This window comes from Streptomyces lunaelactis (assembly GCF_003054555.1).
GTDB classification, from domain to species: domain Bacteria; phylum Actinomycetota; class Actinomycetes; order Streptomycetales; family Streptomycetaceae; genus Streptomyces; species Streptomyces lunaelactis.
The window spans coordinates 6,256,649-6,277,750 of the sequence record NZ_CP026304.1 but is presented as its reverse complement, the minus strand read 5'-3'; the positions used below and the strand labels follow the sequence as shown (position 1 = coordinate 6,277,750).

The 21,102-nt window shown below is 68.2% G+C and carries 15 protein-coding genes and 1 pseudogene; 6 read left to right on the top strand and 10 right to left on the bottom strand.

Features of this window, described 5'->3' with window-relative positions; translation table 11 throughout:
* Positions 1 to 26: 26 nt before the first annotated feature.
* Positions 27 to 602: a hypothetical protein gene (locus SLUN_RS39625; RefSeq protein ID WP_159100343.1), complete on the top strand. Its 576-nt coding sequence runs from the start codon at positions 27 to 29 to the stop codon at positions 600 to 602.
* A gap of 91 nt (positions 603 to 693) precedes the next feature.
* Here SLUN_RS39625 and SLUN_RS29040 read toward each other — a convergent pair.
* The 7 genes and pseudogenes from SLUN_RS29040 to SLUN_RS29010 form a co-directional block, all read right to left on the bottom strand.
* Positions 694 to 1,283, bottom strand: a pseudogene (locus SLUN_RS29040) (transposase family protein); the annotation flags it as partial.
* A gap of 396 nt (positions 1,284 to 1,679) precedes the next feature.
* The gene (locus SLUN_RS29035; protein ID WP_108152934.1) at positions 1,680 to 3,767 is read right to left on the bottom strand and encodes a serine/threonine-protein kinase; all 2,088 of its coding nucleotides are present in this window, start codon (positions 3,765 to 3,767) and stop codon (positions 1,680 to 1,682) included.
* Positions 3,768 to 3,807: 40 nt separating this feature from the next.
* A complete protein-coding gene (locus SLUN_RS29030; protein WP_108152933.1) occupies positions 3,808 to 6,003 on the bottom strand; it encodes a serine/threonine-protein kinase in 2,196 nt (731 codons plus the stop codon).
* Positions 6,004 to 6,009: 6 nt separating this feature from the next.
* On the bottom strand, positions 6,010 to 6,909 hold the full coding sequence (locus SLUN_RS29025; protein WP_108152932.1) for a protein kinase family protein: 900 nt from the start codon (positions 6,907 to 6,909) through the stop codon (positions 6,010 to 6,012).
* Positions 6,910 to 7,278: 369 nt separating this feature from the next.
* Positions 7,279 to 7,581: a WXG100 family type VII secretion target gene (locus SLUN_RS29020; protein WP_108152931.1), complete on the bottom strand. Its 303-nt coding sequence runs from the start codon at positions 7,579 to 7,581 to the stop codon at positions 7,279 to 7,281.
* A gap of 67 nt (positions 7,582 to 7,648) precedes the next feature.
* Positions 7,649 to 8,002 carry a WXG100 family type VII secretion target gene (locus tag SLUN_RS29015; protein WP_108152930.1) on the bottom strand — a complete coding sequence of 118 codons (354 nt, stop codon included), beginning with the start codon at positions 8,000 to 8,002 and terminating at the stop codon, positions 7,649 to 7,651.
* 122 nt (positions 8,003 to 8,124) lie between these two features.
* Positions 8,125 to 9,372 (bottom strand): S8 family serine peptidase, encoded by a 1,248-nt coding sequence (locus SLUN_RS29010; protein ID WP_108152929.1) that lies wholly within the window; start codon positions 9,370 to 9,372, stop codon positions 8,125 to 8,127.
* Positions 9,373 to 10,691: 1,319 nt separating this feature from the next.
* Between SLUN_RS29010 and SLUN_RS39620 the strand changes: the two genes are divergently transcribed.
* Positions 10,692 to 10,859, top strand: coding sequence for a hypothetical protein (locus tag SLUN_RS39620; protein WP_159100342.1), 168 nt, complete (start codon positions 10,692 to 10,694; stop codon positions 10,857 to 10,859).
* Positions 10,860 to 11,170: 311 nt separating this feature from the next.
* On the opposite strand, the gene SLUN_RS29000 is transcribed toward SLUN_RS39620, so the two are convergent.
* The 3 genes from SLUN_RS29000 to eccB form a co-directional block, all read right to left on the bottom strand.
* The gene (locus SLUN_RS29000; RefSeq protein ID WP_108152927.1) at positions 11,171 to 11,692 is read right to left on the bottom strand and encodes a DUF2563 family protein; all 522 of its coding nucleotides are present in this window, start codon (positions 11,690 to 11,692) and stop codon (positions 11,171 to 11,173) included.
* Between the two features lie 229 nt (positions 11,693 to 11,921).
* On the bottom strand, positions 11,922 to 13,172 hold the full coding sequence (mycP, locus tag SLUN_RS28995; protein WP_108152926.1) for a type VII secretion-associated serine protease mycosin: 1,251 nt from the start codon (positions 13,170 to 13,172) through the stop codon (positions 11,922 to 11,924).
* A 13-nt stretch (positions 13,173 to 13,185) separates the two neighbouring features.
* On the bottom strand, positions 13,186 to 14,712 hold the full coding sequence (eccB, locus tag SLUN_RS28990; RefSeq protein ID WP_108152925.1) for a type VII secretion protein EccB: 1,527 nt from the start codon (positions 14,710 to 14,712) through the stop codon (positions 13,186 to 13,188).
* Between the two features lie 181 nt (positions 14,713 to 14,893).
* On the opposite strand from eccB, the gene eccE reads away from it, so the two are divergent.
* The 4 genes from eccE (at position 14,894) to SLUN_RS28965 (ending at position 20,939) form a co-directional block, all read left to right on the top strand.
* The gene (gene eccE, locus SLUN_RS28985; RefSeq protein WP_175257350.1) at positions 14,894 to 16,228 is read left to right on the top strand and encodes a type VII secretion protein EccE; all 1,335 of its coding nucleotides are present in this window, start codon (positions 14,894 to 14,896) and stop codon (positions 16,226 to 16,228) included.
* Positions 16,225 to 16,944: a hypothetical protein gene (locus SLUN_RS28980; RefSeq protein ID WP_108152924.1), complete on the top strand. Its 720-nt coding sequence runs from the start codon at positions 16,225 to 16,227 to the stop codon at positions 16,942 to 16,944. Before eccE ends, SLUN_RS28980 begins: the two co-directional genes overlap by 4 nt.
* Positions 16,945 to 17,075: 131 nt before the next feature.
* Positions 17,076 to 17,309, top strand: coding sequence for a DUF397 domain-containing protein (locus tag SLUN_RS28975; RefSeq protein WP_108152923.1), 234 nt, complete (start codon positions 17,076 to 17,078; stop codon positions 17,307 to 17,309).
* Positions 17,310 to 17,945: 636 nt separating this feature from the next.
* A complete protein-coding gene (locus tag SLUN_RS28965; protein WP_108152922.1) occupies positions 17,946 to 20,939 on the top strand; it encodes an SCO5717 family growth-regulating ATPase in 2,994 nt (997 codons plus the stop codon).
* Positions 20,940 to 21,102: the final 163 nt, after the last annotated feature.

Genomic DNA, 21,102 nt, shown 5'->3' with positions numbered 1-21,102 from the left:
CCCGTTCAGAGAGGCCTTCAGTCTTGATGTACTCCCGTGTCAGACTCTCACTGACACCTAGGAAGGTTGCGTTCCTGGCGACAGCCATCGCCCTCGGAGCGGCGCTGTCAGCATGCTCAAACTCAAAGAGCGAAGAGCGGAAGTACGCTGTCCCGGACTCGCTGTGCGGCGTAAGCGTAAAATCCGACCTACTGTCACCGTTCTTGCCACCCGGCGAGAAAATCTCCACGCAAAAAGAGTCACCCTCCGGCGGAACTACTCGATGCAACATCCTCGTGGATGGAAAAGTTGCTGTCATCGCGAGCCGGATATGGTGGGGGAAGGGGGCAGGTGACGGGGTCATCGATGTAGCCGCCGTACACGCAAAGGTGGCCCCCGGACAGGTATCGGATGACGAGAAGTACCTTTATTCAGGTACCGGATCCGTCGGCAAAACAGAGGGGTGCGCCGACTCAACCCACCCCAAGCAGGATTTGTTCACCGTCATCCAGGTATTTGCATCCGGCCGGGATGACGAAGCCGCGATGAAACGTCTGATCCCCGCTTACACCAAAGCGGTCGAGCAATCCGATGAGTGCCCTCACGATGACGGCGCACCCTAAAGGTGTGTTTGGGATCTTCTGGCCAGTGCCGAGTCCAACCTGCGAGTTACCGGTCGGCCACCCCATAGGCTCCAGCTGTAGATCGTGATCTTCATGTCTGGGATACGGCCTGTCGTAGGTAATGGCTGGTCCGTGACCTTGCCTGGTGGCGGCGTCGCCACTCGGACCAGTCGAGCCGGTGGGCCGGATCGTGAAGAAGCCGGACGGCAACGGTGATGAACAGTCGCTGGATCTCATTACAGGTCAGCGGGATCAGACCGTCGGTTCCTCCACTCGCCACCTGGAACCGGCGATCTTTACCAGGGTGTTCAGCGGCACCGGCTGGGCGGAATGGCAGCGGAAGTAGGCCAGTTCACCGGTGGTTCGGCTACGGCGGACCAGCTGCTGGCGGCCTCCTGATCCCATGGCGGCGAGATCGATCACAGCCCAGTCGTAGCAACGCTGTCCCTTCGCTCCCTGTCCGGCGGACAGCTTCTGCCAGGCCCGCCGGGGCAGTTTGGCGGCCAGGGCATCCGCACGGAACCTTCCTGCCCCGGTGGCCACTTCGGCCGAGCAGGCCACTGCGAGCACGTAGCCCATCCCGCGTTCCTCCAGAGCGGACCGCAGTTTCGGGTTACCGCCATAGACCTCGTCGCCGGTCACCCAGCAGACACGGTGTCCAGCGTCCAGGAACCGTTCGACGTGCTGATCCGGTCCGTTCCTGCTCCTCATCACCGGACTGCCGTTGTTCTGGGCGGCCGCCGACAAAGCCAGCACCGCCTGCAGTAAAGCCTCCAGCGCCCGGCCCTGAGCCGGGAGCGCCGTTCCGCGGTGTGCCAACGACTCCGTTCGAGCTTGGGGTACCTCGCCCAGTGGATCGGGGCGCGCTGTTCGCAGGGTTTGCCCCGACGACTCCGGACTGGCTGGGCCTCGCAGCGGCACGCCCCGGTGCCGCTCCCTCACCGCCGATGACCGTTCCCCGTGGGATGCGAGATCCGGCGGAGCCCGTCGTGGCTCGCGGCATCGTTCCCGCGATCGCCCGCCGCAGCACCCGCCCACCGGTGGGTGGTTGAGCGCACGTCGCCTGTGTCAGCCGTTCTAAGCGAACACCGGCAGCGCAAGCAGCGAATCGCCGTTCCTGACAAAAATGCGGTTGCCGTCTCCCACGATCCAGTAGTGGCCGGCGTCCTTGTTCAGAGGGTATGTCCATGCCTTCTTGCGGCTGTCTTGGTCGATGGCCCACACATCGACATCGGACACGGTAGACCTGATGGCGTACACGCCGTTGCCCTGAACGGCTACCGGGCTGTACATGAAGTAGGACTTGACCGACTCCCACTCCTCGCTCCCGTCAGCGGAGTTGTAAGCCCTGATGAAGGGCCCTTCCGTGACATAGACAGTCTTCCCACGGATGAGCGGTGGGCCGGAGGGGTAGATCTTGCCATCGGCGATCTTGCTCGTCGCCCACCGCTCGTTGCCGTCGGCGAGGCTACGCACAGTCATGGAGGCGCCGTTGAGGTACACAGTCTCCCCAGAGATGACCGGACTGGGAGGTACCCCGTCAACAGAGGCCAGGTTTCCGGCCTTCCACAGCTCGTGACCGTCGCCCGCATCGACGGCGACGACATCGCCGGTCTCTGACTCTGAGGCAACGACTAGATGGCCTTGTGCCGCAGCGCCCACCGGCCTCTTTGTCTTGAGATCCACCGACACCCGGACTGTCCAGAGGATCTCGCCGTTGGAGCGGCTGATGCTGCGCAGTTTGCCGTTCTTGGTGGCCACGTACACCGCGGTGTCGTCGGTTGCGACGATGTTCTTGGCTTCCGCCGCGACCCTCCACCGCGGCTCGCCGGTGGAGGCGACGAAAGTGACCAACATTCCCTTTGTGTCGACGGCCGCGATCAGAACGTCCGACAGTGAGCTGTATCCGCCTGCCACGTCGACCTCGGGTGCCGTCCAGCGACGCTTTCCGTCGATGACACTGTGAGCCGCGATTCCACCGTTCTTGGCGCCGACGACGATGACATCACGGACTGGCAGAGGGCCGGGCGAATCCTTGGTGATGACCGGCAACGGCCCCCACAGAGGAGTGGGCTTCCGGCCGGAGACCGTGGTTGCGGACAGCGTGCGCGCCTCAGGTGTCTTGGCGGCGGGCGGAAGGGCGAAGGGGTCGGGCTCCTCACGCCCTCGTATCCACCAGGCCGCCGAGCCGCCGCCGGCCGCGAGTACGGTGCCGCCGACAGCCAGCGTCGTGATCAGGCGGCGCCGCGAGATGCGCTGGGAAGCGCCACTCCCCGACACGACCGTGGTCAGTTCGTGAAGGGTACGTTCACGTTGCTTGATGTCGCTCGCCAGAGGGCCGTGACGCCACACCCGGTCCGCTCCCCGCGGCGGTGCGAAAGCTCCGGTGATCTGGCCGGGAGTGGGCCTGAAAGCGGGGTCCTTGGACAGACACGGGGCAATGAGCGGCCGCAGTTGTTCCGGTAGGTGGCCCAGTTGGGGTTCGCCATGGACGACTTCGTACTGCACCGCTGCGACATGGCCGCCGTCGAATGCCCGGGCCCCACTCGCCGCGTACACCAGCACCGCGCCCAGCGAGAACACATCGGCGGGGGCACCGACGCGCTGGCCCAGCACCTGCTCCGGGGCGCCGTAGCCAGGGGTGATCGGGACTTCGCCGGTGGTGGTGAGGGTGAGCCCGTGTTCGGGGCGTGCGATGCCGAAATCGATGACGCGGGGGCCGGAGGACGTCAGAACGATGTTGGAGGGCTTGAGGTCGCGGTGGACCAGGCCCGCGGTGTGGATGTCCCTCAGCGTGCGGGCGATTGCGGCGGCCAGGGCTCGTACGGCCGAGTCGTCGAACGGCCCGTGGACGCCCACCGCCTGGTCGAGGGTCGGCCCCGTCAGGAACTCGGTGGCGATCCAGGGCCGCCCGCCTTCGGTGTGGGCACCGAGGACGCGTGCCACGCCCGTGCTCGTGACGGCCTGTGCCATCTGAGCCTCGCGGACGAAGCGTTGGGCGAGGTTCTGGTCGTGGGCAAGTTCCGGCCTGAGAACCTTCACCGCGGCCGTGTGTCCGGTGTTGTCCTGTCCGATGTACACCTTTCCCATGCCGCCTTCGCCCAGCACGCCGAGAAGGCGGTACGGGCCGAGCCGGAGCGGGTCACCAGTGCCGAGGGGCATCATCGGGAGGCTGCTTTCTCTGAAGTGCGCTTGATCTGTGAGTTCACTGGACGGGGTAGGCCGCCATGAAGTCCGCGCCCACGGCGACCACCTTCTCGGGGATGCCCATGTACGCGAAGAAGCGGTCGCCTGTGGCCTTGTACGCCTTGCGGAACTCGCCCGTCTCGGCGTTGATGATGCGGAGCTGTCCGGGGCTGTTGCTGTAGACAAAGCGATAGAAAGCGATAGGTGGGGTGATGAGGTCGGCATCAGCCCCATGGCCACCTTTCTCCTCCCACTTCAGTTCTCCGGAGAGGGGATCGAGAGCCACAAGGCCGAGCCCTTCCTCAACGGCGAACACGAAGTCGTTGACCGCCGGCGGCCCGGTCCGACGGGAGCGCCCGAAGTTCCACGCCTCCTTGCCGTCGCTCAGGTTCAAGGCACGCAGTGCTCCCGCTGCCGGATACACCGTGTCGTATGCCACGGCGAGCACGCCCCGGACGTCATCCGGTTCGGATACGGCCATCGGTTGCTCCCAGCGGAGGTTTCCCGTTCGGGAGTCGCGCACCGAGAGTTTTACCTTGCCGCCCGAGGTCTCCCGCTGGAGCACGAGATACCGGTCGGTGGCATGGGCAGCAAGGAAGTGCAGCCGTCGCGAAGATTCGGGCCGGCGCGGTAGTGGCTGACGCCAGATTATCTTGTTCGTTTTGGTGTTGATCGCGAGGAGGAACCAGGACTGGTCGCCGCTGAAGCCGATCCCTTCTCCCGACTGCTTGCCCTGTCCGGCAGCGAGATAGAGGGCGTCTTCCGAAGCGCACAGGAGCTGTGTTCCCTGGAGCTCTCCATTGAAGTCCTGGTACTCGACAGCAGCAGGGTCCAGCTTTCCCCTGGAGATGTCGACCGACCTGATGCTGAGAGGCCCCGCACTGGCCGAAGGCGGTTCGCAGGTGTGCAGGTGGTATCCGTCGGTGACGCACTGGTGCGCCGGGGCCTTGCTGAGGGCAGCGATCCTGATCCCACCGTCCGCGGGATCGAGGACACGCACACCCTTGTCATCCGCTATGGCGATTCCACCGATGTCCAGAGGAGCAGGCGGCACGATCGTGGCTTTCGAGGTGCTGATAGGGACTTGCCAATCCATGTCCGGATTCGCTGTCGTCCTCGATGTCGCGGGCTTCGGCTTGCTGCCCCCCGCGCCCTTGCCGTTGTCACGTCCGTTCTGTGGTCCCAGCCACGCCCACGCCCCCGTCCCGGCGGCAGCGACTCCGAGCACTGATCCTCCGCCCACCGTCAACAGCTTGCGGCGGGACAACGCGGGTGACATGGGGGTGGTCGGGGCTTGTGGTGACGTGTCCACCGGAGGCAGGAGGCGATGTGGCTGGGCGCGCCAGACGCTCGCCGCTCGCCGGCCTGTCTCGGTGAGCAGGGATTCGGGTAGATGGCGCGCGAAGGTGGTTGTGTCCGTGGACAGTTGGGCCGCGAGTTCCGCTGTCGTAGGACGATCCGCCGGGTCCTTGTGCAGACAGTGGGCCAGCACCGCGGCCAGGGATTCCGGGACGCCGGTGAGGTCGGGGTCGGCGTAGCGGACGCGGTAGAGGAGGTCGGCGGGCTGGCCGGTGCCGAACGGGCCGTGGCCCGTGGCGGCATACGTGAGGACCCCGGCCAGGGCGAAGACATCGCCGGCGGAAGTGTGATCCTGGCCAGTCGCCTGCTCCGGGGACATGAAGGCTGGGGTGCCGGCCGCGGCGCCTGTACGCGTGAGACGGTCGTCGCCCATCGCTCTCGCGATGCCGAAGTCGATGACCTTGGGGCCGTCCACGGTGAGCATGATGTTGGACGGCTTGAGGTCACGGTGGACGACGTCCGAGTCGTGTAGCTGGGCCAGAGCTGCGCACAGCAGGACGCCCAGGACGCGTACCGCTGGCTCCGGGAGTGGGCCGGAGAGGGCGATCGCGTCGTCAAGGGGTGGTCCCAGGACATACTCCGTCGCCATCCAGGGTGTCTCGGCGAGCGGGTCGGCGTCGAAGACCCGGGCGCCGTGGATGGGACCGATGACGCGGGCTGCATCCACCTCGAGCCGGAAGCGGGTACGGAAGGCGGAGTCGGCGGCGATCCGGGCGTGCATGGTCTTGAGCGCGACGGTACGGCCGGAGGCCGCGCGGGCGAGGTAGACGGTACCCATGCCGCCGCTGCCCAGGCGGGCCATGACCCGGTACGCCCCGAGCTCATGCGGGTCGTCGTGGGTGAGCGGGGAGAACATCAGGCGTCAGTCCAGGTTCAGGGCAGTAGGGGTGGGAAGTGCCGCGGCGAGGATCTCCGCCGACTGGCGGACCAGTGCCGCAACCACGAGAGCCGGCAGAAGGGCCGGGGCTGCGGCGTCCAGGACAGTGGCCTGCGGGGCCGCGGTGAGCGCCGGCGGCACCAGTTCGGCAAGAATCTGGTGCGCCTGCGGGCGCTCCGCCGGATCGCGGGCGAGGCACGCCGTGATCAATCTGCGCAGGGACAGCGGGAGTTCGTCACGCTCCGGAACGGTGTGACCGGTGCTCGCGTACGAGAGCACTGCCCCCAGGCCGTATACGTCGCCGAGCGGCCGCGGGCGGCCGCCCTGAGCCTGCTCCGGGGCGAGGCTGCCGGAGTCCAGCCCTGGGTGTCCGGAGCGTTGTTCCCCGTCGGGCCCCGCGGAACGCACCGCTCCGAAACAGGCCAGACGAGGGCCCTCGGCCGTGAGCATTACGGCGGCGGGGGACAGGCCCGCGTGTGCTACGCCCTGGGCGTGGGCGGTGGCCAGCGTTTGAGCGAGGGCGGCACCCAGGGAACGTACGACCGGCTCGGGCAGCGGACCACCGTGCGCCGCCAGTGCGGCGGGGAGCGGAAGGGCGGGCACGAATGCCGATGTACGCCAGGGGAAGCCCGACGTGCCGCCGACCTCGGTGACCGGGAGCAGCCCGGGTATCGATAGGCGGCGGGCGCCCTCCGCCTCGATTGCCCAGCGGCTCGGGTCGGCGCCGATGCGGGGGACGCAGACAATGACCGTGCTGTCGCCGTCGGTGCTCCGCGCGATGAAGCGACGGTCGGGGACGGTCCGTTCAGCGCTCTCCGCATCGAGCCGGGCCAGGGTGATGTACGGCCCGATCTGCGGTGGGTCGTCCTGACGTAGGCGTTCCATGCGCAAATTCCCTCGAGTGTGTGATGAAGCGGGACGGGTCTACTCAAGCGCCAATTCAGAGATCGAGGGAGGTGGCGGTGACCGCACGGCTCGCTGACAACGCACTCGGCAGTACGAGCAACCGAAGGAAAGGAACGGTCTGGAAGATCCATGGCATGGCAGCACAGGCAGGAGAGTGGGCACGTCCCGCGCCTGCCACCACACTACTTTCGACCTGAGCCGACGCTGCACCGTGGCGGGGTGGCAGTTGACGCCGATAGGCCGCGGGACAAATCCCGTTGAGGCCAGGACGACGTGTGCCCGGGCACGACAAGGGGTGGGCACCCCTCGCGCGTGCCCACCCCGGAAGTGCTTCGAACAGCCCCAGCCCTATGCGAAGTAGCTGGCGGCCTTCTTGTCGCCACCCATGTAGTCGCCGCCCGCGTTCGCGACAACCTTGCCGATCTGCATGAGGGCGCGGTGGATGTCCGCAGCCTCCCTGTCCCACTTCACCTGCTCCTGGACATAGGCGTTGTGCGCCTCGCCCTCCCAGCCGGCAGCAACGGTGGCCATAGCGGTCTTGATCTCCCGCAGGTCCTCTTCGAGCTTCTTGGCCTGGTTGCCGAGCGTGGTCGCCGCCAGGTCGAGGCCGTCGTACTTGACGACGAGCCCGTCTCCCGAGTTCATACCCATGATTCCCTCATCTCACGTGTCGTGGTCACTCGGCTTTCGCGCGCCGAGATCGAGTGCGCCCAGCGGTTTAGAGGCCGCTGATGCCGGACTTCGGAGCGGCGTTGGTGCCGACACCGAGGTCGACGTTGATGGCCTGCACGGCAGCGCGGACGTCGTCCTCCGTGCCGTCCTTGATCTTCCTCGAGCTGCTCATCGCCTCGAGGAACTTCGCAAGGATGTGGCCGAGACCCACCATCGAGGTGTTGATCTCCTGCTGCTTCGAGTTGAAGGCCCCGGCGCCGATACCCTGCCACTGGCCCTCAAGACTGTCGATCGTGCCCTGAATCTGCTGGAGCTGGCCCTTGATCGAGTTGAACTTCTCGAAGAGGTGCTTCTCGAGCTGGATGACTTGCTGGTCTGAAAGCCGCTGGCCCTGTGACACGGTTACGTTTCCCTTCTGAACTACTTCTGTGACTGGCTGCGTTGTGCCTCACCAGGTAGTAGCGAGGTGAAGCACAACGTGAGGTGAAGGTCTGAACGGGCCTTTGTGGCCCGGCCGTTCGGTCAGGCGCTGCGACGCTTGCGGATCACAGCGAAGGCGCCGACTGCGATCACCACGGCTGCGCCGATCCCGATGATGAGCCCCAACTGACCGCCGTCATCAGTGCTCTTGCTGGAGCCTGTCACAACGGCGTCCGACTCCGACCCACCCTTGGGCGCTTGTGACGAAGCCGGTGCAGAAGGGGCGGGTGAGGCGGTCGTCTTCTTGTTGGTCAGAGGGCTGAGGTTCGGGTCGCCGGGCTTGCCGAGGCCGCGGTTGATGTGGGCGCCGGGGCGGACAACACCGTGGCCGAGGTAGTTGCTGAGCGTGCCCTTCTTCGAGCCCTCCGGCCGGGCTGCGCTGTCGAACATCACCCGAAGGACCTGGTTCGCGGTCCAGTCCGGGTGGGCGGACCAGATAAGGGCGGCGGAGGCAGAAGCGATGGCGGTAGCTGCGCTGGTTCCGTGTTTGTTGCAGTAGCTCTTGAAGTTCTCGTCGCACCAGCCCGGAATATCGTTGCCGGGGGCGGCGATGTCGACGGACTCTCCATGCTGGGAGTAGTCACCTACGCGGCCGTTACGATCGATCGCGGCGACGCCGACAACTTGTGGGTAGGAGGCCGGATACTCCAGCTTGTTGCCCTTCTCAGCGTTGTTGCCGGCAGAAGCGAAGAACAGCTTGCCCTTGCTTTCCGCGTACTTCACCGCCTCCAATTCCTGCACGCTCGCGAACTCGCTGCCGAATGACATGCTGATGATCTGCGCGTCGCTGTCTGCCGCAGCCCGGATGGCATCCTCTGAGTCATGGGCATTCACCGCCTGCTCGTTCTGACGCTCTGTGTCCGAGATCCGCATCGGGATGATCTTCGCACCAGGTGCGAGGCCCTGGAGGCCACCACCCTTGCCAGTGCCGGCGATCAACTCGGCCATGGTCGTCCCATGGCCGGTGTAGTCGTCTGTCGCTTCGCCCTTGCTCTCCGAGGCATCAAAGCCCTTCAGGACCTGTCCCCTCAGTGAAGGCGTGGACGGGTTGACGCCGGTGTCGATGACGGCGACCTTGATGCCTTCCCCGGTGACGGACTTCCAGATGTCCTCGGCACCCATCGCCTTCAGGTACCACTGCTTCGACTGCACATCCGCGGCAACGGCGGCCGGAGCCATGCCTGCGATGCCCACGGTCCACATGCCAACCGCAGCCAGCGTGCAGAGCACGCCTCGCCGCAAGGTACGAGGCTCACTGCGCTTCCGGGCCTGGCCCATTCCTGCCGTCATCCTGACTTCCGAACCTTCCCTGTGCTTAGTCGATCACCGGCGGCACGGCGCCACGCCGGCGTGCCGCCCATGTCTCTTCGTCTTCCGTCAGGTAGTCCGGACGTGCTGATCCGGTGCGCTCCTGCTCCTCATCACCGGACTGCCGTTGGCCTGGGCGGCCGCCGACAAAACCTGCACCGCCTGCGGTAAAGCCTCCTGCACCTGGCCGTGAGCCGGGAGCGCCGTTACGCGGTGTGCCAACGACTCCGTTCGAGCTTGGGGTGCCCCGCCCAGTTGATCGGGGCGCGCCGCTCGCAGGGTTTGTCCCGACGACTCCGGACTGGCTGGGCCTCGCAGCGGCACGTCCGGGTGCCGTTCCCTCACCGCCGATGACCGTTCCCCGTGGGATGCGAGATCCGGCGGAGCCCGTCGCGGCACGCTGTGGCGTACCGCCCACGATGCCGTCCGCACGACCCGCACGACCCGCACGAGGACCAGCAGCCCCGCCTGTGCCTGCACGAGGACCAGCAGCGCCGCCCGTGCCTGCACGTCCGGCCATGGGCTGACCTGCCGCACCCGGTCGACCGGCCACGGGAGTCCGGCCCGCGGCTCCGCCAGCATTGGCACGTCCCGCCGCGGGACCGGTACCCATCGGGCCCGGCCGACCAGCTGCTCCAGCACGCCCCGATGCCGCGGGACCGTTTCCAGTGGCGCCAGGCCGTCCTACTGCGCTCTGGCCCGTGCCACCGGCCCTGGGTGCGCTCGACGTACCTGATGCCCGCGGCACGCCACCTCGAACGGGGTTCTGGAACCCGCTCGCCATCGGAGGAACCTGACCATTCGCAGGGCCTACCGGACCGGTGGCAGAAGGGGGCGGCGTAGCGCCAGGGCTTGTGGTGGGAGCCGGCGGCGTCGCGACGCTGTCGATCTCCATCGACGTGTTCCGGTCCGGAACGGACGGGACTGTTCCAACGGAATCCACCTTGGAGGCGCGATCCGTGCCGCTGGAGTCCGCATGGGCCAAGAGTGACCGCTCTGTGGGGACGCTCGATGACTCGGCACCTGCCGCAGTTGCGCCCAAGTCCGGCTCCTCGCGACGCCCCCTCGGCCGGGGCACATCCGCACTCAGCATCCCCGGAAACTTCGGCGCTTCCTGCCCCGCCAGAGACGACTCGGAAACCGCGTAGAACGAGGCCAGGCGGTTCATCTGGTTGATGGCCTCCTGGCGGTTCTCCTCCACCTTCACGGCCTCGATGTACTCCGGGTTGGTCTCCTTGGCCGGCGCCAGCGCGAACGCTTCGGGTTTCTTCGCGACCAGCCGAGTGTCACGCTCCCGCGGCATGGAGTTTCTCACCGAGGTGAGGCCCGTGCTCGCGACCGTCATCTGCGTGCCGGCGGCGTTGGCGAAGGTGGCCAGCTCCCAGGCGTGCGCGGCGAGCGCCTTTCCGAACCTGCTGAACTCGGTGGCGGCTTCGCCCTTCCAGTCCCTCTCCGAACTGGTGACGTAGTCGGCAAGGTCCTTCGCAGCCTTGTTGAGGGCGACCTTCGCCTTCGTGAGAGCCTCGCCCGCCGCCTCCAGGTCCGCCGGGTTGGAGTCCTCGATGAGGTCGAGCATCTCGTTGAGCTGCTTCTTTTCGAAGTCCGTCGTGCCGAAGTATCCGCCTGGACCGGAGCCGCTGCCGAAACCGATGTGGCCCATCACGATCGCGAAGCTCTCGAGCGCATCCGTGGCGACAAACCCACTCTGGATCTGCGCTGCGTCCTCCGCCTGCTGCTGCTGCGCGGGAGTGAGGTCCTTCTCCTTCTCACCCATCAGCGATCACCTCAGACCCTTCGGATTGATGGACTTCTCATTGCCACGTGCCGGCTCGGGCTCGCCGCTCTTCTCCCCGGGCTCCTTGTCCTGCTTCTGCTGCGCTTCCCACCGAGCCTGCTGCTTCTCCTGCTCCTGCTGCTCCTGGTAGACACGAGTCTGGATCGAATGGAACCGCCGTCGCTGCTCCTCCTCCAGGTTGTTGAAGCCAACGTCCGCGCCATGCACGGCGATGCTCAACAGCTCGATCTGATCGCCCAGCGACTTGGAGAGCGAGACAAGCGCCTTGTGGACCCGGTTGTACTGCAGGTAGAAGCCTTCAGCCTCGCCGAATTCGGTGTTGGCACCGCTGAACGAGGTGCGTGAAACCGCCTGGGCTGCCACCTTCGTCTTGCCGGCTTCCCCGCCTTCGAGGTCCGCCAGCAGGTCGTTGATCTGACCCTGGAACTTCTTCAGGGCACCAACGCCGAGCTCGAGGTCACCGCCACCGGTCGAGCCGCCGCCGCCCCCGCCACCACCATCGAGCACGATGCTCGTTCCTCCCCCGTTTGCTCCTGCTGTCACGCGTTGCGATCGTGGTGACTCACACATCATCGTGGTCACTCGCACATCACTGATCGCGCAAGTACCCAGTCTAACCACTGGCTCTGACAGGCCCAAGTGTCTTATCCGTCACGCGACTTCCCTGGTGAGACGACCGTCAGGGCCTATGCGGTTGCAACCCTTCCGGCATGTCTGGTTTGCGGCGATCGGCCGCTCAGCCACGCGATTCCCCCGCGACCCGCCTCGTGCGCCGCCGAGCATCGCGCAGAGCCACCGCACCACCGGCGATCGCCGCCACCAGGACGCCGCCGCCCACGACGACGTAGGTCGCGAGGCGTGCGTTGCGCTCCTCCGGGGTCTCGCCCATATGGAGTTCGGCCGGAGTCGGTGCCTCGGCTCTGGTTACACCCTCATGGGCGACCGGCTGCTCGATGGGCTTGTCGTCCTCGGTCAAAGCACGCACCGGGTCGACGACTCCCCACCCCACCAGACGGTCGTGGCCCCCGATCGAGCGTTCCGCCGTCTGCTGGATCTGGGCCACGATCTGCTTCTGTGTCCACTTGTCCTTGGCGTGCTTGCTCTTGATGAGCGCGGCGATGCCGGCGACGTACGGCGCCGAGAAGCTGGTGCCGTTGTCGGCGCAGTGGCCGCCCCCGGGGACTGTGGAGACCATGTCCACACCAGGGGCCGCGATGCCGACGAAGTCGCCCGACTGGGAGAAGTAGGCGCGTTCGTTGTTGCGGTCGGACGAGGCCACGGCCAGAACACCGTCGTACGAAGCCGGGTAGGTCTTCTTGACGTTGCCGCCCAGGCCGTCGTTGCCCGCTGAGGCGACGATCACGATCTCCTTGGCCAGCGCGTTGTCCACCGCCCGCTTCAGTATGCGTGTGGGTTCCACGGCGTTGGCCGTGTCCTGGGAGATGTTGATGACGTCGGCGCGGGCCCGGACCGCTTCGTCAATGGCGTCGGCGAGGGTCTTGGCGGTGCCGTGGCCCTCGGCGTCGTTCTGCTGGAGGGGAATGATCGTGGCGTCCGGAGCGAGACCGACGAATCCGGTGCCCTTCGCGGGGCGGGCGGCGATGATGCCGGCGACCTTGGTGCCGTGGCCCACCACGTCCGTGGTGCCGTTCTCCTTGCCGCGCGCGATCTTGTCGCCGTTGTCGTCCTTGAGGTTCTTGTCCATCAGGTTCCGGCCGCTCTTGACGTCCACCGCTCGTGTCAGCTGCGGGTTCTTGATGTCGACACCGGTGTCGATGACCGCGACCCGCACCCCCTTGCCGGTGGACTGCTTCCACAACTCGTCCAGCAGGACTCGCTGCAGCGCCCACGGTCGCCCCTCGTACGTCTTCCCGGGGAACGTGCACTGAGTGCCCGAGTCCGCGGCCGCGGGGGCCGTCGGCAGGCCGATGAAAGTGAGCGCGGTGGCGGCCGCAGCGGTGATGAGTCGTCGGTACGTGTGAGTCATCTCTGCTTCGCCCTCACGAACCCTGCGGCAGACGGGCGGCCCCGGTCGACAGGCGCGGTCCCGTCGGCAGGAACGAGGACCACGCGGCGGGAACCGGCACGGGATCAACTCCCTTGTAACCGAGGCGGTTCTGGGCCTGCTTCGCCTCTTGTTGCCGCTCCTGCTCCTCCTTCGCCGAACCGGAGGAGCCGATGCCGGAGTCGCCGGTCGCGGTGTCTCCGTTGGACTGCATGGCATAGCGCAGACCCGTGTCGGTGACCAGGAAGAGGAAGCCGGATGTGGTCGTGGAGCCCTTGAACTGCCGGAACAGCAAGCCGGATCCGGGGGTGACGTAGGCGCTGCTCGAACCGGTCGGCAGCGTCGCCGGGAAGTCGGTGCCCGCCCAGGTGCTGAGGGTGGTGGCGCCGCTCTGCTCATCCACCGTGCGAAGTACGTTGCATACGGTGTTACGGCTGCCTTCACCGATGCTCGCCGTATTGATGGGCTTCGGAGCCTGCTCCGGCCAGTCGTTGTCCTGCCCGAACGCCGCACCGGGCCGGAAGGTGGCGGCGCTGACGGACTTCGCCCGGCCGGCCTGTCCGAGCTTGATCAGGTCCTTGCTGTTCAGCAGCAGCTTCGCGGTGAAGTCCGAGACGGGGGCGACACGGCCCCGCAGGACGATGTACTGCTGGTTCCTGGTGCCGTCGGTCGCCATCAGGACCATGCCCACCTTGTTCAGCTCGGGCGCCAGGTCACCGGGGACGTTGGCGTCGAGGCCAGGGGTGTCGGCTATCTCCGGGAAGTCGATGCGGTCGCCCTTGTGCAGCGTGTCCAGCCAGGCGGCCGACACCCTCTGCGGTACGCGGCCCTGCCCCACCAGCTGACGCAGGAGCAGTTCGTCCTTCTTGACTCGATACGCCTTGCCCTCGGCGTCGACGAGATAGCGGACCTGGTCCGGCCCCTCCACGTACAACAGCTCACCGCCGGTCAGGCGGTTGGCGCCCTCGGTCTTCTTCTGCTCGCGTTCGGAGAGGACGAAGGCCGCTTTCTGGATGGCCCTGCCGCCCTCGCCGGGGCGCTCACAGACCGCCCAGCGTTTGGCCGCCCCGGCCTCCTTGGAGTCGGGCAGCCGGTCGGGGGCGTAGGGAATGCCGAGGGTGGCGCCGTGCGGAATCTTCCCGTTGTCGAGTACCGACTCGGAGACGTTGATGACCTTGCCCTTGTCCGCGTCAAGGAGGAGCTTGGCGGAGGCCATGTTCAGGACGGGGTGGAGCTGGGCCTTGCCCTTGGTCTTCAACACCACATAGCGAGTAGTGGACTTGCTGGCGATGATGACGTTCTCGCCCGCCGCGTCCCATTTCTGGGGTGCCACCGGTTTGAACATCCCCCATGCCCCGAAGGCCGCGAGGATCACCACTGCGACGATCGCGCCGGGCAGCACCGCACGTAGCGGGCGCGGTGCACCTTCCTCCGAACCGGTCGAGTTCGGCTGCACGAACTGCGCAATCAGCCTTCGCTTCGCGAAGGTGTAGGCGTTGAGTTCGTCCCGTCGTGATGCCATCTGTCCGCTGTCCCTCTCCCCGCCGGGCGACCAGGCTCCCATACTCACCGAGCAGGCCTGATGTCGTGCCAGCCCCCTACTATGCCTGCTGGCGCTTCCGTCTCACTGCTCAGGTAGGGTGATCGCCCGGTCAACGCCCATAGGAATTTGGTAATTACGGACACGAGGGGGCAACGCGGCGATGGGTACGGCGACGCGCGCGCGCAATGGGCGGACTACCGATCGAGCCCCTGACACTTCCCAACGGCAACGCAGCAACGGGCGGGCGGCCACGACGCCACAGAGCGCTCCCGCGACGACGACTCTGCGTCCCCGCTCGCGGACCAGCCGCGTCGGCCCCTTCCAGCTGCGGCAGCTGGTGCTCGTCGAGGTGGCACTGGCACTGACCGCGGTCGGGGTCGCGCTCGGCGGGATGTGGATGGTACCCACCGCTGCCATCGCCTGCGCCCTGGTCCTGCTCGCCGTGATACGGCGTCGCGGCCACGCCATACAGGACTGGCTGTCGACGGCCCTCGCCCTGCGCGCACGCAGGCGCGGCGCCGGGCCGACCGAGGGGGAAGTGGATCCGTCGTTGGCCCCCGTCGTGGAGAACGTGCCGGGATTCCGTCCGTTCACCTACGTCGACCGCGATCGGCGCACGGTCGGCATGCTCGGCGACGGAACCTTCCTGACCGCGGTCGTAAGGGTCGAAGCGAGCGGTGATGCGCTGCGCCCCGCGTTCGGTGCACGGGCGCTCCCGTTGTCCCTCCTGGGTGGCGCCCTTGAGGTGGACGACATCGTGCTGGAGTCGGTGCAGCTGGTGCAGCAGGTCCGTTCCGCGCCCGCACCACACCTGCCCCAGCAGTCGGTCGCGCGACTCTCGTACGCCCCGCTGCAGGAGCGCACCGGGGCGCCCGCGTTGAGGATGACCTGGGTGGCGGTGAAGTTGGACCCGGAACTGTGCCGGGAAGCCGTGGAGGCACGTGGAGGCGGAGTCGAAGGTGCCCAGCGCTGCCTGGTGCGCGTGGCGGACCATGTGGCGAGCCGTATCACCGGGGCCGGATTCCGGGCCGTGGTACTGGACCAGGAGGATCTGAACACCACAGTGGCGACTTCTGCCTGTGCCAGTCCGAGGCTGTCGGCCCGCGCGAGCCGGCCGGATGCCGCGCCGCAGCGGCGAACCGCCGAGACGGCGCGAGTCTGGCGGTGCGACGACCGCTGGCACACCACGTACGCGGTGGGACGCTGGCCAGAACTGGGACGTGGGGCGTCTCCCCTCCCCAAGCTGGTGTCGCTGCTCACCTCTGCGCCGGCGTACGCGACCACCTTCAGTCTCACCCTGCGGCGCGGCTCGCACCAAGGGTCGATGACCGTGGGCGGCCATGTACGAATCACCGGCGGCTCCGATACCGAACTGGTCGGGGTGCGACGGGCGTTGGAGCATGCCGCGCGTTCGGCGAAGGTCGGGCTTGTGCGACTGGACCGCGAACAGCTGCCCGGTGTGCTGGCGACTCTGCCCCTGGGAGGTGCGCGATGACTGCCGGAACCGGAACGGCGCGTGGGCTGCGGGGGCTGCTCGGCCCCCGCCACGCGGGACACACCATGACCGCGGACCATCTGGGCGCGCTTTCGCTGCCAGTCGGGGACGACGGTGTGGTGATCGGTGACGACGCGGAGGGGCGCCCCCAGATGGTGGGGTTCCACCGTTCGGGGCCGTACGACGTACTCCTGATCGGCGGGCTGTGGACGGCTCAGGTGCTGGCGCTGCGCGCGGCGGGCACGGGCGCGCGGGTCGCGGTCGAGACCGGGCGCGCCCAGGCGTGGACTCTGCTGGCGCAGGCCGCGGGCGCGGGACTGGAATGCATCACGCTCCACGAGGTGGGACGGGTTCCGCCGATGGGCGCGACGGTGGGCAGTCCGGTAGTGGTGGTACGGGACTGCGGCATGCGGCCGCCGCGCGGGCGCGTGGTGTCCTCGCCGTGGCAGTCGGTGCTGACGCTGCTTCCGTATCTGAGCCCGGTGGCGCCCCGGTTGATGCGGGACTCCACGCTGGTGGGCATCCAGCGGGTCTCACCTCAGGAGGCGGAGCAGACAGGCCGGATCCTGGCGCTGTCGCAGGCCGAGATCGAAGCTCTGCCGACTCTCGCGGACGGTGTCACGCTCTGGTGCGCAGGACGTGAGCGCCACTGGGTGATGACGAGCGCCACGGACGCGGAGTCCGGCTTGCTGGGCGTGGCTCGGCGGATGGACTGAGTTTCCGCCGTTGGTCGGGAAAGAGCTGCCCTAGGATGCTCGTAGTGACGCTGAGTTGCGTCCAACTACGCGACGTTTCTTGGCGCATGGAGCATGTTTCATCTCGGCCGTACCGAAGGGAAGCTTGACTGATGGGGAGCGCACAGGAGAAGGAAGAGCTGTACGCCCTCGACATCTCTGGCGTCGAGTGGCTCAGCGCCCCCGGCACGAGTGAGGACGAGGAGCGGGTGGAGATCGCACACCTGCCGGGCGGGGCCGTCGCCATGCGGTCGTCCCTGGATCCGGAGACCGTGCTGCGGTACACCGAAGCCGAGTGGCGGGCGTTTGTACTCGGTGCGCGCGACGGGGAGTTCGATCTGCGCTGAGAGGCCGAACGGCTACGAAGGCCCCGGCGGCGGACGGCAGCGCATGTCACTGCACGAGGTGGGGCGGTTCCGCCGCAGGGCGCCTCGGCCGGCAGCCGATGGCTGGAGCCTGGCCGCGAGATTCTGCCGCGTCCGGTCCGGTCGGGATCCAGCGCGCCTCCCCCGCCGAGGCCGCGCGGATCGGCCGCATCATGCATCTCCCCCGGCTGGAGACTGAGGCTCTTTCCACACTCGCGGACGGCGTCACACTCGGGTGCAACGAGCGGAACCGTCAATTCGTCATGACGCAGGCCACGGGCGCCGAGACCGGATTGTTGGGCAGCGCTCGCCGGATGGACCGACAGGACCACAAGCCCCTCCGTACGTACGCAGTTGTACGGTTTTGACCCGCCGGCTTTCTTGCACTGCACCCCACCTGGATCACTTGGGATCGGGGCGTGACGTACGGGACAGTGGCCGACGGGCTGTCGGGCCTGCCGTACCGAGGTTGTTGACGATTAGGGTGGGAGTGGGCGCGGCAGGAGAACCTGCGGGCATGTTGGCCGCGTCCCACAGGTGGAGAGCCGGGCCGATCGGACAAAGAGGTCGCCCCCACCCACCACGGCACAAGGGTGCGCGACCACACCAGGAGGCAAAGTGAACGGCGATCGGGACGAGATCCACGGGGGCTGGAACATTCCCGTCGATGATCAGTCCGACGCGGAGCCCGCCGAGCTGACGGGTGAGTTCACCATCGACTACACCCCACCGGCCTGGTACACGCAGAACGCGTCGGGCGACACGTCGGGCGGGGGTGCGGGCCAGCAGGGGCCCACGCCTACTCCCCCGCCGCCCAACGGGGCGCCGGTGGCCGTGCCGGGGCTGCCCGCAGGCAGCGGATACGAACCGAACTGGGCGCCGGCGTCAGCGCCGACGCCTCCTCCCGCCCAGGTGGCGGCTCCCGCGCCGCAGGCTCCTGTGGCCGCCGCTCCGGCTCCGGAGCCCGTTCCTGCCCCCGTTCCTGCTCCTGCCCCCGTTCCTGCTCCTGCTCCTGCTCCTGCTCCTGCTCCGGTGCAGACACCTCCTCCGGCGGCCGCTCAGGCGCCTGTTGCCGAGGCGGGCGCCGAGCCCGCGTCGCAGCCCTTCGGGGGCGGCGATCTGGAGAGCGGGGCGACCATGCGGTTCTCCCCCGCCGCGCTGAAGCGCGAGATGGAGGAGCGGGCCGCGGCGAAGGGGGCGGAGAGGGCGGATGATTCCGGTTCGGGCTCCGTATCCGAGCCGGAGAGTGCGGCGGACGATTCCGCCGAGCCCGACGCGGGGGTCGATGCCGGGGCCGGGGCGACGAGCCAGACGGACGAGAGTGACACGGCCGAGGCCGCCGAGGCCGCCGAGGCCGCATCCGCCGCCGACCGGACCGGGGACGCCGCCGACAGCGACGAGACCGCCCCTGCGGAGGCGGAAGAGGGCGCGCCCGAGGAGCCGGCCGACTCCGTGCCCCAGGACGCCATCCCCGCCGACGAGCCGCAGGACGCTCCGCCCGCGCCGGCTCAGCCCTGGTCGCCGGCGCCCGCCGCCGCGCACGGCGCCGGACTGCCGCCGCTGCCGCCCGCCTTCCAGCCGGCCGCGCCACCGTCCGCCCCGCAGTGGCCCGTGTCGCCGCAGACGGCCGACCAGTCCGCCCTGCCGCAGGCCCAGCAGCCCGCACAGAACGGCCCTGCGGCCCCGCCCGCCTGGCCCGCGCCCACCGCGGCAGCTCCCGCCGTTCTCTCTGCTCCCGCTATTCCTGAACAGCAGGGCGGCGGCTACGGCTTCCCGCAGCCGGGACAGCAGCCCGCGCCACAGCCGGGTTACGGGTTCCCGCAGCCCGGACACCCCGGACAGCCCGCGCCCGCCGCACCGCTGCCGCCCGCCGTTCCGGGCCCCAACCCCCAGGACGCGCAAGGCGGTTACGGCTTCCCGCGGCCAGGACAGCAGCCCGCGCCACAGCCCGGTTACGGGTTCCCGCACCCCGGACAGCCCGGACCGCAGCCCGGACCGCAGCCCGGCGCGCACGCCCCCGTACCCCCGCAGACGCCCAACCTGCCCGCGCCCGTCACGCCCTATCTGCCCACGCAGCAGGGTCAGCAGCAGGCTGCGCCGGCCCAGCAGCAGCCCGCGGTCACGCCCACCGATCCGCGCACTGGTGGCGCCTGGCCCACGCCGGTCACGCACGACCAGCGCGAGCGTTCCGTACCGGGCGCCCCGCTCGGGTACACCGCCGCCGTCGAGCTCTCCTCCGACCGTCTGGTCCGGGGCAAGCAGAAGGCCAAGAGCAGCCGCAATCCCTCCGGTGCCGCCCGCTTCAAGCTCGGCGGCAAGAAGGAGGAGGCCGAGCGGCAGCGCAAGCTCGACCTGATCCGTACGCCGGTGCTGTCCTGCTACCGGATCGCGGTCATCAGCCTCAAGGGCGGCGTCGGCAAGACCACCACGACCACCGCACTGGGCTCGACCCTGGCCACCGAGCGGCAGGACAAGATCCTCGCCATCGACGCCAACCCGGACGCCGGCACGCTCGGCCGCCGGGTGCGCCGCGAGACCGGGGCCACCATCCGCGACCTGGTTCAGGCGATCCCGTACCTCAACTCCTACATGGACATCCGCCGGTTCACCTCGCAGGCGCCCTCCGGTCTGGAGATCATCGCCAACGACGTGGACCCGGCGGTCTCCACGGCCTTCAACGACGAGGACTACCGGCGCGCGATCGACGTACTGGGCAGGCAGTACCCGATCATCCTCACCGACTCCGGCACCGGTCTGCTCTACAGCGCGATGCGCGGAGTGCTGGACCTGGCCGACCAGTTGATCATCGTCTCGACCCCGTCCGTGGACGGTGCGAGCAGTGCGTCGACGACCCTCGACTGGCTGTCCGCCCATGGGTACGCCGAGCTGGTGCAGCGTTCCCTCACGGTCATCTCCGGGGTCCGCGAGACCGGCAAGATGATCAAGGTCGATGACATCGTGCAGCACTTCCAGACGCGCTGCAGAGGTGTGATCGTGGTGCCCTTCGACGAGCACCTGTCGGCCGGCGCCGAGGTGGACCTCGACATGATGCGGCCGAAGACCCGTGAGGCGTACTTCAACCTCTCCGCGCTGATCGCCGAGGACTTCGTACGGGCTCAGCAGCAGCAGGGACTGTGGACGGCCACTGGGAACCCGCCGCCGCACCTGGCCCCGCCGATGCCGGGTCACGGCCAGGGCCCGGCACAGGGCCAGCAGTGGCAGGGCCAGCAGACGCCCGGACAGCCGATGCCCGGACAACCGATGCCGGGTCAGCCGATGCCCGGACAGCCCTACGCGCCGCACCAGCCCCAACCGCCGCACCCGCAGGGCCAGCCGCAGCCGCCCTACGGTGGCCAGCAGGCGCCCCACGGTGGCCAGCAGCCGCCCCAGCAGCCCTATCCGCCGCAGGCCTGGCAGCAGCCCCCGCCCTCCCAGCCGCAGCCCCACGCGCATCCCGGCGGACCGCCGGCCGGTCACCCGGGGCACCCCGGTCAGCCCCCTCAGCAGGGCCAGCCGGGTGGTCCTGGGCAATCCGATCTGCAGGGGCCCGTACCGCCCGCCGGATGGCCGCAGCAGCACCCTCCGCAGGCACCGCCAGCCCCTCAGCAGTAGCGCGACAGAGGTCTGAACCAATGAGGGCCCGCACCGTATCCACGGTGCGGGCCCTCAGGGCATTCCCGCAGCCCACACGGGGTTTGACGGCCCGTTGACGCAATCGACCGCCGCTGATAAACCTCGCTTCACCCATTGGCGAACCAGAGCTCAACCTGCCTAC

What these genes read in the sequence shown, in the direction of transcription:
- SLUN_RS39625 (WP_159100343.1), top strand. Translation starts at nt 27, where the DNA reads ATGTACTCCCGTGTCAGACTCTCACTGACACCTAGGAAGGTTGCGTTC.
- SLUN_RS29035 (WP_108152934.1), bottom strand. Translation starts at nt 3,767, where the DNA reads ATGATGCCCCTCGGCACTGGTGACCCGCTCCGGCTCGGCCCGTACCGC.
- SLUN_RS29030 (WP_108152933.1), bottom strand. Translation starts at nt 6,003, where the DNA reads ATGTTCTCCCCGCTCACCCACGACGACCCGCATGAGCTCGGGGCGTAC.
- SLUN_RS29025 (WP_108152932.1), bottom strand. Translation starts at nt 6,909, where the DNA reads ATGGAACGCCTACGTCAGGACGACCCACCGCAGATCGGGCCGTACATC.
- SLUN_RS29020 (WP_108152931.1), bottom strand. Translation starts at nt 7,581, where the DNA reads ATGGGTATGAACTCGGGAGACGGGCTCGTCGTCAAGTACGACGGCCTC.
- SLUN_RS29010 (WP_108152929.1), bottom strand. Translation starts at nt 9,372, where the DNA reads ATGACGGCAGGAATGGGCCAGGCCCGGAAGCGCAGTGAGCCTCGTACC.
- SLUN_RS39620 (WP_159100342.1), top strand. Translation starts at nt 10,692, where the DNA reads ATGGAGTTTCTCACCGAGGTGAGGCCCGTGCTCGCGACCGTCATCTGC.
- mycP (WP_108152926.1), bottom strand. Translation starts at nt 13,172, where the DNA reads ATGACTCACACGTACCGACGACTCATCACCGCTGCGGCCGCCACCGCG.
- eccB (WP_108152925.1), bottom strand. Translation starts at nt 14,712, where the DNA reads ATGGCATCACGACGGGACGAACTCAACGCCTACACCTTCGCGAAGCGA.
- eccE (WP_175257350.1), top strand. Translation starts at nt 14,894, where the DNA reads ATGGGTACGGCGACGCGCGCGCGCAATGGGCGGACTACCGATCGAGCC.
- SLUN_RS28980 (WP_108152924.1), top strand. Translation starts at nt 16,225, where the DNA reads ATGACTGCCGGAACCGGAACGGCGCGTGGGCTGCGGGGGCTGCTCGGC.
- SLUN_RS28975 (WP_108152923.1), top strand. Translation starts at nt 17,076, where the DNA reads ATGGGGAGCGCACAGGAGAAGGAAGAGCTGTACGCCCTCGACATCTCT.